This is a genomic window from Roseiarcus sp. (assembly GCF_052145395.1).
GTDB lineage: Bacteria > Pseudomonadota > Alphaproteobacteria > Rhizobiales > Beijerinckiaceae > Roseiarcus.
The window spans coordinates 1-13,525 of record NZ_JBKQOT010000085.1 but is presented as its reverse complement, the minus strand read 5'-3'; the positions used below and the strand labels follow the sequence as shown (position 1 = coordinate 13,525).

The window sequence follows — 13,525 nt, the reverse complement described above, 5'->3', positions numbered from 1 at the left end:
GATCAGAGCGGCCATGCCTATTCAACGCTAATTGAGTCAATTTCAATGCCAACGTGTCGCATCGCCGCTGCAACGCAACACGCCGTATCTTTCATTCGCCTTCGCCGGTTCCGCCCGTGGTGCAAGCCAAATGTACACCGCAACGGTATTGACTGCCGAGACGCGCAGCTTCGAGAACCAAATGAAAATTCTGCGATACGCGCGTATCATAATATGAGGCGGCGTTTGTTTTGCCGGGCGCAGGCCGTGTCGGGTCGCTTTCACCTCCGAAGTTTTTGCTACGCGTGCGGCCTGGGTATCTTTGCGAATTGACGCAGATTCTTGAGCGTCGTTGCAAGACGATGGAACGACGGTTTGCCCCGGAAGGCGCTTCCCCGGCGCATCAAAGGCTTAAAGCCGACGTGTGGGCAAGGTGAACCGCATGCGACGCGGATGGGCGAACGACTTTTCGGTAGCCGCTTTCAGCAGGGCGTAATCGGGCGCTCAACGCCAACGCGGCGGTGCGGTTGCGGGTGGTTGCGCTTCAAGCACAACGTCGGGCGGAGCGGGAGCTAAGCTATCCCCTCTCGCATCTCTACGGGCGCTTCGGATTCGCACGCCTGAGCGGGGTCCCGACGCGCTTGTGCGACATCCGGGCCTCCGGGACCCGATTTCGTCGCTCGGATCATCCGATGGCGGCTGGCGGCGACGCAGCGTGACTGAGAGATTTTCGCCTTTAACGAATATTATCTTGCAAAGATTCAGAATATCCGCTATGATTCCTACAGAACCCAATCTTGAGACAGCGCCTATCCAAACCGCGGCAGCGCCGGCACAGTTGCGTTCGGGAATTCAATGCCCCAGGCGCCGGGTGGCCGCGCAGGGGCCAGCCCGGCGAGCGGCCCGGAATTTCCGCCGCAACCGATTGAAAAAACTCGTTTCGGGCTCGGCTTTGGCAAACCGAGCTCTTCTCCCGCCTTGCGGTGCGGCGAGGGGCCGTCCGAAGGGCGGGGGCTCTCAGCCGCGACCTCAAGCGGCCCTGGACTTCGGCTTCAGCCAGCCCCGGTTGGCGAGCACTTCGGCGATCTGCACCGCGTTCAGCGCCGCGCCCTTGCGGAGGTTGTCGGAGACGCACCACAGATTGAGGCCGTTCTCGACCGTCGGATCCTCGCGGATGCGGCTGATGTAGGTCGCGTCCTCGCCGGCCGCCTCGTGCGGGGTGATGTAGCCGCCCGGCTCGCGCCGGTCGATGACGACGCAGCCCGGCGCCTCGCGCAAAATGTCGCGCGCCTCGTCGGCCGTGATCGGCTTCTCGAACTCGATGTTGACCGCCTCCGAATGGCTGATGAACACCGGGACGCGCACGCAGGTGGCGGTCAGCTTGATCTTCGGATCGAGGATCTTCTTGGTCTCCGCGACCATCTTCCACTCTTCCTTGGTCGAGCCGTCATCCATGAAGACGTCGATATGGGGAATCACGTTGAAGGCGATGCGCTTGGGGAACTTCTTCGTCTCGACCGGATTGCTCGTGAACACCGCGCGGGTCTGGGAAAAGAGCTCGTCCATCGCCTCCTTGCCGGCGCCCGAAACCGACTGATAGGTCGCCACCACCACGCGCTTGATGGTCGCCCGGTCGTGCAGCGGCTTCAGCGCCACGACGAGCTGGGCGGTCGAGCAGTTCGGGTTGGCGATGATGTACTTCGAGACGAAGCCCCGGGCGGCGTCGGCGTTGACCTCGGGCACGACAAGCGGCACGTCAGGGTCCATCCGCCAAGCCGAGGAATTGTCGATCACCACGCAGCCCTTGGCGCCGATTCTGGGCGAGAATTCCTTCGACACCGATCCGCCGGCCGACATGAGACAGATGTCGGTGTCGGAGAAGTCGTAATGGTCGAGCGCCTTGCACTTCAGCGTCGCGTCGCCGAACGACACCTCCTTCCCAATCGACCGGGAGGAGGCGAGCGCGACGACCTCCGAGACGGGAAAACGGCGCTCGGCGAGGACCGACAGCATCTCGCGGCCGACATTGCCGGTGGCCCCGGCGACCGCGACCTTATAGCCTGACATGGGCGAGTTCCTTCTGACTCTCAGGCCTCCCCGCAACACACGCCCAAACCGATTTCTGTGTCTCGATTTGGATTTCACCCCGGCGCCCCGCCGGGGGAGGAAACCGGAGCGGAAGGCGCGTTCAGCCGATCGTCCCGCCTTTCAGCGGGCGACGCGTTTTCGTCGTCATCGTTTTGACAAGACGCGGCATCAAACGGATCCGTCGTCGGGCGCAGGGTTGTGCGCCGACCAGGATTTCGCAAACCATGACGCAAGCGCGTTGTCAATGCGGCCACTGGCGCAATTCGGGTTCTCGGGAGAGAGCTCGGATCGGTCGAAAGGCTGATACCGGCGCCGCATCCTTCACGGAACCCTCGCTGACAAAGCCCTGGATCCTCGAGAGGCTCGATCGGGCGACGTGAATCCCTATCTCTGCTCCCTCAATCGTGCCACATTGCCCGATGGCGGTTTCTGGAGGACTCCCATGCAGTCGGTCGCGTTCAAGGCCGGAGAGACCATCATTCGCGAGGGCGACGAGGGCGACACGGCCTACTTCATCGTTTCGGGCGCGGTCGAGGTGCTGGTCGGGGCCGGGGGCAGGCGGGTCGGCACGCTCCACACCGGCGAGGTATTCGGCGAGATGTCCCTGATCGAGCCCGGGCCCCGCTCCGCCACCATCGTTGCACAAACCGACGTCGAGTGCCTTGCGACCACCTACGAGGAGTTCGTCGCCTCGCTCGAGGACAATCCCGAGCGCGCCGTCGCGTTCATGAAGGTTCTGGTGCGCCGGCTCCGCCAAACGAACGAACTCATGGAGAAAATCGACCCCAACCGCCGGGGCTTACGCGGCTTCGTCCGCGACTGCCAGAAAGCTGTCTCTCCCGCTCCCGTAGACCCCGAGGTCGAGAACCTGTCGTGGACCATGCTGTGGTGACCCAAGCCTCCTCCCCGTCATGCGTCCGCCTCCTTTGCGACGCGCTCGCCCGTTGAGAAGGCATCCCGGGCCCGAGCGTTAGACGCGCCTCTGTCGCATTCGTATCCCGCGCCTGCCCGACAGTGTAACTGGTCGAAGGCGCCATCGCTTTCATTGGCGGCGGCCCTGACTGGACCGCGAGCTCGCCCGGTCGTGCGACGCCAGGCCGCATTGCCGCAGGCGGGAAATCGGCAGAACCTATTCAAAAGCCGAGTGCTATCGGGCGAATGACGGGGACGCAGGCGCCCTCGAGGAACGGCCCGAGCGTCGTGATGCATGACCGAGGTGTTCTTCCTCACAACTTTCGGCTCGCCGCTCCCGCAGGTGAAGGGTACCCCCGGTTCGACGAAGCCCGAAACCCCTCAGAGCGTCGTGTGCGGCCTCGTCGGCGATGCCGTGGCCGACCAGCAATCCAGTTCGTATGCGACAGTCGAGTGGAGCGTCGTGGATATCGGCGGGGGCGGCGTCATAGCTGACGCGCGCTGGCCGCCGCCGATCACCCTCAAAAAACGCAGGACGAACGAAGGCCGCATAATCTCGGAGTTCCGCGAGACGCGGCAGTTTCAGCGTCGACTTCCGCCGACGAATGAGGAAACCGCTCCGCCGAAGTCGATTCAAGCCCACGAAGTGGGAACGCCGTACGACCAACCGCGGAGAATGAGGACCGGGCCTCAGCCAGGGAGATGACCAATGCCGAGCGTCGCAACGCTACGACCTCAGGAATTCGACCAGGCGTTCGTCGACAGGGTGATCGCCGAGCGAGGGGATCGGCCGGGCGCCCTGCTGGGCGTCCTCGAGAGGGTCCAGGAGCATGAACCGGCCCATTACCTGCCGACGACGGTCCTGGAATACATCGCGGCGAAGACGGCGACCCCCCTGTCCCAGGTTTACAGCGTGGCGACCTTCTATGCGTTGTTCAGCCTGGAGCCGCAGGGTCGCAACACGGTCTGCATCTGCCGCGGCACCGCCTGCCATACGCGCGGGTCGCGCGACTTGCTGGAGACGGCGACGGTGCGGCTGGGGCTGCAATCCGACGGGGACGGCGAGACGGAAAGCCTGTCGATCACCACACCGGACGGCGCCGCCACGCTGCGCACCGTGGCGTGCTTTGGCCAATGCGCCCTGGCGCCCGTGGTCGAGGTCAACCACACCATCTTCGGACACATGAATGAGCGCTCGCTGCTCAAGGAACTTGACGCTCTCGACAAGGGAGGCCGTCTGTCATGACCGCCATCCGCGATCTCGCCAACTTCAACGCCGTCCACGACGCCGGCATCGCAAAACTGCTGCCGCCCCGTCCGCGAATCGCCGTCGGCATGGGCACGTGCGGGTCGGGCAATGGCGCCGAGGCGGTGATGCACGCCTTCGCGGAGGCGATCGACCAACGCGGGCTGGACATCGATCTCATCCGCACCGGCTGTTTCGGCTTTTGCGCCGAGGAGCCGCTGGTCAACGTCCGACTGCCTGGGCAACCGCTCGTGATTCTGCACCGGGTGCAAGTGAACCACGTCGACAGGATCCTTGACGACCTGGCGGCCAAGACCGTTCCCGCCGATCTGGCGCTGTGCCGGATCGAGGACTGGAATCATCTGACATCGCACGTCCGGTACGGCGCCGGCTTCCCGGACATCCCGTTGTGGAACGAGGTGCCGTTCTTTCGCGGTCAGAAGAAGCTCATTTTGCGCAACGCCGGGCTGATCAATCCCGACGACATCGAGGAATACATCGCCGTCGGCGGCTACCAGGCCCTGTACAAGGTGCTGATCGACGGCAAGCCCGAGGCGGCCAACGAGCAAATTAAGGAATCGGGACTGCGCGGGCGCGGCGGCGCCGGCTACTCGACCGGACAGAAGTGGGAGTTTCTGCGCAAGGCTACAGCCGGGCGAAAGTTCCTCATCTGTAACGCAGACGAGGGCGATCCCGGCGCTTACATGAACCGCAACGAGATCGAAAGCGATCCGCACGCCCTGATCGAGGGTATGGCGATCGGCGCCTACATCACGGGCGCAACCGAGGGCGTCATCTATATCCGCGCAGAATATCCCCTGGCCGTGCATCAGTTGAACGTCGCCATCGGCCAGGCCCGCGAATACGGCCTTTTGGGCAAGGACATCTTGGGCCGCGGCTTCTCGTTCGACATTGAAATCATCGAGGGGGCAGGAGCCTTCGTATGCGGAGAGGAGACGGCGCTGATCGCCTCGCTCGAAGGCCGCGCCGGTCGTCCCCGCCCACGCCCGCCTTTCCCGGCGCAAAAGGGCCTGTGGGGCTATCCCACCAACATCAACAACGTCGAAACCTGGTTCAACATCGCCCCGATCATCGCCTTAGGGCCGGCCTGGTTCGCGGAAACCGGCGGCGGCGCCAGTTCCGGCACAAAGGTCTTCTCGCTGGTGGGCAAGATCAGGAACACCGGCCTTGTCGAAATGCCGCTTGGCACGCCGCTCGGCAACTTCGTGCACGCCGTCGGCGGAGGCGGCCTCAACGGTCATCCGGTCAAGGCGGTGCAGACCGGCGGCCCCTCGGGCGGCTGTATCCCACCCGACCTGTTCGAAACTCCGGTCGATTACGAGTCGCTCGGCAAGCTCGGCGCCATCATGGGGTCGGGCGGCATGGTCGTGATGGACGAAGACAATTGCATGGTCGACGTCGCCCGCTACTTCATTCAGTTCACCCGCTCGGAATCCTGCGGCAAATGCACGCCCTGCCGGGTGGGGCTCGACAAGGCGCTGCGCATCCTCACTCGCATCACGAAGGGCCACGGGCGCGAGGAGGATCTCGCCGACCTCGACGAACTTGGGCGGATGATCCGCGACACGTCGCTTTGTGCGCTGGGGCAAACCGCGCCCAATTCCCTGCTCACCACGCTGCGCCACTTCCACGACGAGTTCGAGGACCACATCCACGCCCGACGTTGCCGGGCGGGCGTCTGCCAGGACCTGGTGCTGTCGCCGTGCGAGAACAACTGCCCGCTGCACATGAATATCCCTCGCTTCCTGGAACTCTACAAAGAGGGCCGACTCGACGACGCCTTCCTGTCCGTGATCATGGATAATCCCCTGCCGGCCTCCACCGGCCGGGTCTGCCAGCACCCGTGTGACAACCGCTGCCGGCGCCAGACCATGGACGAGTCGGTCAACAGGCGCGAGGTGCATCGCCTGATTGCCGACCGGCTGCTGCTGACCGACGCGTTCGAACGCGTCGCGGAGGAAATCGCCGCCCGCCGTCTGCCGCCAACCGGCCGCAAAGTGGCGGCCGTGGGGGCCGGCCCTGCCGGGCTGACCGCCGCGTTCTACCTCGCGCTGCTCGGGCACGCGGTGACCGTCTTCGAGGACCACGCCGAGCCCGGCGGCATGCTGCGCTACGCCCTGCCGGAATATCGCCTGCCCAAGGCGGTGCTCGACCGCGAGATCGAGATCATCCGCCGCCTTGGAGTCGAGTTCGTCTTCAACACCCGGGTCGGCGAAGATATCTCGCTCAACGAACTCGACGCCGGCTTCGACGCGGTGTTCCTGTCGATCGGCACCTGGAAGGAATCCTGGGTCTACCTGCCCGGCACCGAACTCGCCGGCGTGCGTCCGGCGCTGCCGTTCCTGGAGGGCGTGGCGACCGGCGAAGCCATGCCGGTCGGCCACCACGTGGCGGTTATCGGGGGCGGCAACGCCGCGATCGATTCGGCCCGAACCGCCGTGCGCCTCGGCGCGTCGGCGACCGTCATCTACCGGCGCGAACGCAAGGACATGCCGGCCATCGAGGAAGAGGTGGAAGCCGCGGAGCAGGAGGGCGTGCGCTTCCAGTTCCTCGCCGCCCCTCACCGCATCGTGGGCGATCATGGCGAGGTGAAGGGCGTCGAGGTGGTCAAGACCCGACTCGGTGAGTTTGACTCGTCAGGCCGCCGTCGCCCCATCCTTACCGACGAGGTGCGGATGATCCGCTGCAGCAGCGTGATCCTCGCGGTCGGCGAGGTGGTTGACCGCGACTTCTGCGCAGCCTCGGGGCTCAGCCTCAAGGAGAGCGGCGTGCTCGATGTCAATCGCTACAGCCTCGAGACGAGCCGCGAGAAGTTCTACGCCGGCGGCGACCTGGTCACCGGCGCCTCCAACATCTCCAACGCGATGGGTTACGGCAAGGAGGCGGCGCGCTACATCGACGCCCGTCTCAGCGGCCAATCCCGGCTCGACGACATCCTGCCGAAGTTCATCTACGACCAACGGCCGCCGGACCCCGATCCCTGCCGCCGCCACCGCAGCCGCGACATGCCGGCCGCCTCCCGCCGCCGGACCTTCGACGAGGCGGCGCTTGGCCTGTCGCCCGAAGAGGCCTCGCGCGAGGCTGCCCGATGCCTGCGCTGCGATATCCGCGACATCGGCGGCCACGCCGCCGTCCATCTCTAAGGAGAAGCCGCCGTGCCTTCTCAGATCTCCGTACGAATTGACGGTGAACTTTGCACCGCCGCCGAGGGGCAGACCATCTTCGAGGTCGCCAACGCCAATGGGAAATTCATTCCCTCCCTGTGCCGCCTGGAAGGGGTGAGTTCTCCCGGCTCCTGCCGCCTGTGCTTGGTCGAAGTCGGTGGGGTCGATCGTCTGTTGCCAGCCTGCACCACGCCCGCTCAACGCGGCATGGCCGTCACAACCACGTCGGACCGGCTGAACCGGCACCGGCGCCTGACGCTGGAGTTGCTGTTCGTCGAGCGTAACCACTTTTGCGCGGTTTGCGTGTCCAACGGTCATTGCGAGCTGCAGGCCCTGGCCCAGAGCCTCGGCGTCACTTACGTCCGCTACCCTTACAATTCGCCGCGCTTGCCGGTGGACGTCTCGCATCCGCGGTTCGTTCTCGACCATAACCGCTGCATTCTGTGCAGCCGTTGCGTGCGGGTCTGCGACGAGATCGAGGGCGCCCACGTCTGGGACATTAGCCGCCGCGGCATCGCCTCGCGGCTGGTGGCCGACTTGGATCGGCCGTGGGGCGCGTCGCGCGCCTGCACCAGCTGCGGCAAATGCGTCCAGGTCTGCCCCACCGGGGCGCTGGTCGAGAAAGGCTACGCCGTCGAGGAAATGACCCGCACCAACGCCGCTGTCACCCGGTTGGCCATCAGGAAGGGGGCCGCGCCATGAGAAAGGCGAGAGTGGCGACGACATGGCTCGACGGCTGCTCCGGCTGCCACATGTCCTTGCTCGACATCGACGAGGCGATTGTCGCCGTCGCCCATCAGGCGGACGTGGTGTATGGGCCGCTGGTCGACGCCCAGGAGGTTCCTCCCGACATCGACGTCGCCATCGTCGAGGGCGCCGTCAGCAGCGAGGACGACCTGAGGAAGATCCGGGCGATCCGCCGCAACGCCCGCATCCTGGTGGCGCTGGGCGACTGCGCCGTCACCGGCAACGTGCCGATGATGCGCAATCCGCTGCCGGTCAAAGCCATTTTGGAGCGGCTGTACGTGGAGGGCGCCGACGTCGGCAAGGGCGTCCCCAACGAGGTCGTGCCGCCCCTGCTCAAGCAGGTCGCGCCGCTGCACGACGTGGTGAAAGTCGACCTGCACGTGCCGGGCTGCCCCCCGTCGGCGCGGCTGATCCTGTTCGTCCTCAAGGAACTGCTGGAGGGCCGCGTCCCCGATCTGAAATCCAGCGCCCGGTTCGGCTGAGGAGGTTGCTCATGAAGACCATCGTCATTGACCCGGTGACGCGCATCGAGGGCCACGCCAAGATCACCATCCGGCTCGACGACGACGACCAGGTCGCCGAGACCGCCTTCCATGTCACCCAGGTGCGCGGCTTCGAGAAGTTCTGCGAGGGGCGGCCCTATTACGAGATGCCGTCAATCACCGCCCGCATTTGCGGCATCTGCCCCATCAGCCATCTCCTGGCCTCGGCCAAGGCCTGCGACGCCATCATGAGCGTGCGGATTCCCCCCGCCGCCGCCAGGCTTCGCGAAGCGTTGCACTGCGGCCAGATCGCGCAGTCGCACGCGCTGAGCTTCTTCCACCTTTCGGCGCCCGACCTCATCCTCGGGTTCGACAGCGCGCCCGAGCGACGCAACATTTTCGGCGTACTGGAGGACCATCCGGACATGGCCCGCGACGGCGTCGCCCTGCGCAAGTTCGGCCAGCAGGTGATCGAAGGCCTCGCGAGGGAGCGCATCCACCCGTCGTGGATCGTGCCGGGCGGCGTGAACGCGCCGCTCGACCCGGCGGTGCGCGAGCGCATTCTCCGCGGCCTGCCCGAAGCCAAGGCCATCGCCGCCCGAACCCTGGCGTTCTTCAAAGGCGTGGTCGATACGTTCCCCGACGAAATCGCCTTTTTCGGCAATACGCCGACGATGTACGCGGGCCTCGTCGACGCCGGCGGCGGCCTGCAGCTCTACGACGGGTCGGTCCGCTTCGTCGGCGCCGACGGAAAGGTTGCGGTCGCGGCCATGCCGGCCGAGGAGTACGACCGCTTCATCGGCGAGGCGACACTCCGCTACTCCTATCTCAAGGCGCCGTATTTCAAGCCGCTAGGCTATCCCGAAGGGATCTACCGGGTCGGCCCGCTGGCCCGGCTCAACGTCGCGACCCATTGCGGGACTCCGCAGGCCGACGTCGAGTTCTTCGAATACCACCAGCGGTTCGGCCCGGTGGTGCAAAGCTCCTTCCACTTCCACTACGCCCGGCTGGTTGAGATCGTCTACGCTCTGGAGCGGCTCGAGGCGTTGATGGACACGCCAAGCATTCTCGATACGCACGTGCGGGCGCGGGCCGAGGTCAACGCGCTCGAGGGCGTCGGCATCGCCGAGGCGCCGCGCGGCCTCCTCATCCACCACTACAAGGTCAACGAGTCGGGCGCGATCACGTGGGCCAACCTGATCATCGCCACCGGCCACAACAATTTGGCGATCAACCGCAGCGTCGATCAGGTCGCCCGTCATTTCATCCACGAGCGCAAGCTCCAGGAGGGCGTGCTGAACCGGGTGTCCGCGGTGGTCCGCGCCTACGATCCCTGCCTCAGCTGCTCGACCCACGCCGACGGCTCGTATCCTCTGGAGATCAGCCTCATCGACGCCGACGGTCGGCTTCTGGACACGGCCCACACCTGACCTCCGCCGCCGCGAGCAGGCGGCGGACGACCGCCGCCGCCTCGGGCAGGGCGGCGGCGACCCTCGGCGAAAGGTCCTCGCCCAGGGCGAACGAGGCGGCCCCCACCGTGACCAGGAAGGCCCGTGGCCGGGCGCCGTACAGCCGCTCGGCCAAAAGGAGCAGCGCCTCCGGACTGAAATGATGGGTCAGCCCCGGCTCGGACGGGCCGGAGGCGGCCAGAGGTCGGACAGCGACCGCGCCGGGCTCGATCGTCGCCGCCGCGTCGACGAACACCACGACAGCGCGGTCGCGCAGGTCGTCGGCCAGCTCGGGCGTCAATTGGCCGCAGGCCGACACGTCTGCGCCGTCGACCGCCGACAAGAGGCGCGCGACCCCTGGCCCGGCGCCGTCGTCGCCGCACAAGGCGTTGCCGTAGCCGATCACCAGCGCGGCCTCGATCATGCCGCCCCTCGCCCGAGAGGCCCGAACGCCGTCGACAACTCGCCCGGCCCCGGGGCCGAGAGGACCGGGACGCCCTTCTCCGCGAGGCCGGAAAGGGGGCCGCCCTTTCGGGCCCCGGCGTCGCCCAGAAGGCTGAGGCGGTTCTGGTCGCGACCCAGCGATTCCAAAGCGTTGGGCGCCGGATTCTGTCCGTTTGTGACGGCCAACGAGTCCGATCTTCGCCGAGGGCGCCCTCCACCATCCCCCGGATCAAGTCCGGGGATCGCATGGTCCCCCTTCCCCGCGCTGATGCGCAAGGGAGGAAAGGCGCCGCCGCTTCTCCTCCCCCATGGAGCGAAAGCGAAGTGGAGGAGGGGCACTGTCCGAAGGACGGTAGTGGGGGCGCGCCGCGCGGCGGCTTGGCGAGTGGGTCCGTTCGCAACGGTACAGCATCGGGCGAAGCAAGCGTCGTCCTCGCCAGCGTCGGCGGCGCGACCCGGCGCCTGGCGGTCTGCCGCATCGCGGCGCCGCTTCCCGGCCCGGGGCGAAGGCGCAGAGACCCCAAGCGCAAAGGCGGCGCAGGCCAAGCCGACAGGGCGCCGGACCCAAATCCACGCCAACTTCTGACAAGGTTTTCCCATTGCCGAATTCAATGTTTCCAAGACGTTGCGCCCCAAAGCGTGTTCTCGGCCAAGCTCCCGCCCGTTTCCGGCCTTCCGGAGACGACATAAGGACGCACCGCGAATCAGGGCGAGCGGCGTTGCGAGTCAATCCGAAGTCATTGGAGCCATTATGCCCTAGGAAACGGATTTACGCAACAATTTGTCAATGAGATTCTGATTACAAGAATACGCATGCGACAGCACCCACCCCCTCACGAGGCGCGCCGCCTTCCGCTCGACCGGCCCCCTCATCGGCGCCTTTCTCAGACTGCCGCGCTGATCCAGCGCGAAAGTTCGGACTTCGCCCCGGAGCCGACCTTGGTCGAGACGCTCTTTCCGCCTTTGAATAGGATCAGAGTGGGAATCGAACGCACGCCGAACTTCCCGGCCACCCCGGGGTTCTCGTCGACGTTGAGCTTGGCGATTTTCACTCTCCCCTGCAGTTCTTCGGCGATCTCTTCGAGCGCCGGAGCGATCGTCCGGCATGGGCCGCACCATTCGGCCCAGAAATCGACCACCACAGGCTCCGTAGATTGAATGACGTCCGTTTCGAAACTCGCGCCCGTGACAATAACCGACATTTCGCCCTCGCTTTCCGGCGGCGCTAAACGCCGCACGCGAGCTAACTGTGCATTTCCCTACCCATTGTGTCCCTGAAACCTAGCACGAGCAGAAGAGAACAAGTTGCGCCAAATCAATTATCAGAGCGGTGGAAATATTCTGGGCGAACGCGACGGCGATGTTTCGCGGAACTGGACGATTGTCCGTGTTCGACGTCGGACAGGCCATCGATTTCCGGGAACCTTATTGCTCCGTCCCCGGTTGACCCAGAGTCAAAGGAGGCGATCATGGACAAGGAACACATCAAAGGCGCGGCGGACAAGGCCAAGGGCGCCATGAAGGACGCTGCCGGGAAAATGATGGACGACAAGAAGCTCCAGGCCGAGGGAAAGATCGACAAGGCCAAGGGAGAAGCCCGACAGGCTCTCGGCGACGTCAAGGACGCCGCCAAGCGCACGCCGTAGCATTGGATCTGCGGCTTTTCGGCTCAGGTCAATCGAGGCGCCGAGGGCGCCGTCAACCGGGGCGGCTTTCGGGCCGCCCTTTTTCTTTGCTAGCCACCGCCTTCGGCAGCCTACGTAGAATCCCCCATTGCAGCCGGCTGCCGAAGATGGTCTTGAAGTTACTAAACCGGGAGTAACAAAGCTCGGAGAGGACGGCGATGGGATTCCATGAGGAGGAAGGCATCGTATGCGGGCGATGCAGGAAACCCGTGCAATTCGAAACCGTTCGAGGAATCGAGACCATCGTTCGTTGCCCGATCTGCGGCGAGAGCGACACGCTTGACGCGGCCCGGCGAGAAGCGTCAGAACATACCGCCCACGTCTTCTTGCAGCGCGCGCTCGGGCCGATAAAGGCGGGCGCCCCGGAGGTTCGATACCGATTCCACGCTGAATAACGCGGCTGCCCTCCGGTCGGCGACTTGGCGTTCGTTCCGGTTATGTTCTATCCTGTCGGCATGCCCGACGCTGAGCTCACCCCCGCCGACCCATCCGACCTCGCTGACGCGCTTGCTTTCGCGCTGCGATTCCAGGGGCGCAAGCGCGTCCACAACGCCGACGAGATCATGGCCGAGATCGTCGCCAAACGGCTTGTCGAGCACCTTGAGCGCGCCGGCTTCGTCGTCATGAAGAGGCCGCCCGACACCGGGGGCGCGGCGCTTGGGCGGGGGTTTCGGGGGTGACCAGGCGGTCAAAATCAAACGCTTGGCGCTCGACTGGAATGGCAGGATTGCGCAAGGAGCGGTCCTTCCCGGACGGCTCCGCGAAAGGGTCATAACCGATCCTTTGCTGTTCTTCGCAGCCGGTTCCGGTACGAGACGAGTGCGCCATGAGCGGGCGGCCATCTGCGCAATGCATGGCGACGCACGCTCATGGACGCGGGCAAACAAAAAGGCCGTCAGCTGGTCAAGCTCACCCATGGGACTTCGAGGCCGCGCTCGATCCGGATATGCAACGCCATCGGACGCGCGGTCGCGCCGAGGGCGACGCCGATCGCCATTCTCTATTACGGTGTCGACGTGACGAAGTTGAGACATTTTGATGACAAGAAATCAGCCGACATCGCCTCCATTTGAGTAACAATCCAAGAAGAAGAGCGCTGACATAAAACTGAAAGAAGCCCGACATCAGACATTAATAGCATATTGACTGCCTGTTAACACTGTTTAACGGGTTACACCACGGTGGAGGATTCCTTCATGCGCAAAAAGGCATTCGACAGGAAATTGCGCTATGGCGCAGTGGTAACCGCGGCGATATTCTCGCTCTTCGCTCCAAGCGCTGGGTTCGCCCAGTCCGCCGGCGGCTGGGG

Annotated in this window: 12 protein-coding genes; 8 read left to right on the top strand and 4 right to left on the bottom strand. The window is 65.1% G+C overall.

All coding sequences use genetic code 11. The features are described from left to right. Positions 1–1,008: 1,008 nt before the first annotated feature. Positions 1,009–2,046, bottom strand: a complete 1,038-nt coding sequence (locus tag ACLP25_RS02905) for an aspartate-semialdehyde dehydrogenase (protein ID WP_442467733.1) — start codon at positions 2,044–2,046, stop codon at positions 1,009–1,011. A gap of 463 nt (positions 2,047–2,509) precedes the next feature. On the opposite strand from ACLP25_RS02905, the gene ACLP25_RS02900 reads away from it, so the two are divergent. From ACLP25_RS02900 to ACLP25_RS02870, 7 genes are all read left to right on the top strand, one after another. Next, positions 2,510–2,959 (top strand): Crp/Fnr family transcriptional regulator, encoded by a 450-nt coding sequence (locus ACLP25_RS02900; protein WP_442467732.1) that lies wholly within the window; start codon positions 2,510–2,512, stop codon positions 2,957–2,959. A gap of 315 nt (positions 2,960–3,274) precedes the next feature. Continuing rightward, positions 3,275–3,685 carry a hypothetical protein gene (locus ACLP25_RS02895; protein ID WP_442467731.1) on the top strand — a complete coding sequence of 137 codons (411 nt, stop codon included), beginning with the start codon at positions 3,275–3,277 and terminating at the stop codon, positions 3,683–3,685. A gap of 3 nt (positions 3,686–3,688) precedes the next feature. Next, positions 3,689–4,225 carry an NADH-quinone oxidoreductase subunit NuoE family protein gene (locus ACLP25_RS02890; RefSeq protein WP_442467730.1) on the top strand — a complete coding sequence of 179 codons (537 nt, stop codon included), beginning with the start codon at positions 3,689–3,691 and terminating at the stop codon, positions 4,223–4,225. Then, positions 4,222–7,389: an NADH-ubiquinone oxidoreductase-F iron-sulfur binding region domain-containing protein gene (locus tag ACLP25_RS02885; protein ID WP_442467729.1), complete on the top strand. Its 3,168-nt coding sequence runs from the start codon at positions 4,222–4,224 to the stop codon at positions 7,387–7,389. The genes ACLP25_RS02890 and ACLP25_RS02885 overlap by 4 nt, the downstream gene beginning before the upstream one ends. Before the next feature lie 12 nt (positions 7,390–7,401). Further along, positions 7,402–8,112 carry a bidirectional hydrogenase complex protein HoxU gene (gene hoxU / locus ACLP25_RS02880; protein ID WP_442467728.1) on the top strand — a complete coding sequence of 237 codons (711 nt, stop codon included), beginning with the start codon at positions 7,402–7,404 and terminating at the stop codon, positions 8,110–8,112. Then, complete coding sequence (locus tag ACLP25_RS02875; RefSeq protein WP_442467727.1) at positions 8,109–8,639, top strand: NADP oxidoreductase; 531 nt, start codon at positions 8,109–8,111, stop codon at positions 8,637–8,639. Before hoxU ends, ACLP25_RS02875 begins: the two co-directional genes overlap by 4 nt. A gap of 11 nt (positions 8,640–8,650) precedes the next feature. Further along, positions 8,651–10,069 (top strand): Ni/Fe hydrogenase subunit alpha, encoded by a 1,419-nt coding sequence (locus ACLP25_RS02870; protein ID WP_442467726.1) that lies wholly within the window; start codon positions 8,651–8,653, stop codon positions 10,067–10,069. Here the strand turns inward: ACLP25_RS02870 and ACLP25_RS02865 are convergent. Next, a complete protein-coding gene (locus ACLP25_RS02865) occupies positions 10,026–10,511 on the bottom strand; it encodes a hydrogenase maturation protease (protein ID WP_442467725.1) in 486 nt (161 codons plus the stop codon). The genes ACLP25_RS02870 and ACLP25_RS02865 overlap by 44 nt on opposite strands. Before the next feature lie 904 nt (positions 10,512–11,415). After that, positions 11,416–11,733 carry a thioredoxin gene (trxA, locus tag ACLP25_RS02860; protein ID WP_442467724.1) on the bottom strand — a complete coding sequence of 106 codons (318 nt, stop codon included), beginning with the start codon at positions 11,731–11,733 and terminating at the stop codon, positions 11,416–11,418. A gap of 267 nt (positions 11,734–12,000) precedes the next feature. Here trxA and ACLP25_RS02855 point away from each other — a divergent pair, with 267 nt between their 5' ends. Further along, positions 12,001–12,177 (top strand): CsbD family protein, encoded by a 177-nt coding sequence (locus tag ACLP25_RS02855; protein ID WP_442467723.1) that lies wholly within the window; start codon positions 12,001–12,003, stop codon positions 12,175–12,177. A 341-nt stretch (positions 12,178–12,518) separates the two neighbouring features. Here ACLP25_RS02855 and ACLP25_RS02850 read toward each other — a convergent pair whose 3' ends face one another. Next, positions 12,519–13,133 (bottom strand): hypothetical protein, encoded by a 615-nt coding sequence (locus tag ACLP25_RS02850; RefSeq protein WP_442467722.1) that lies wholly within the window; start codon positions 13,131–13,133, stop codon positions 12,519–12,521. Positions 13,134–13,525: the final 392 nt, after the last annotated feature.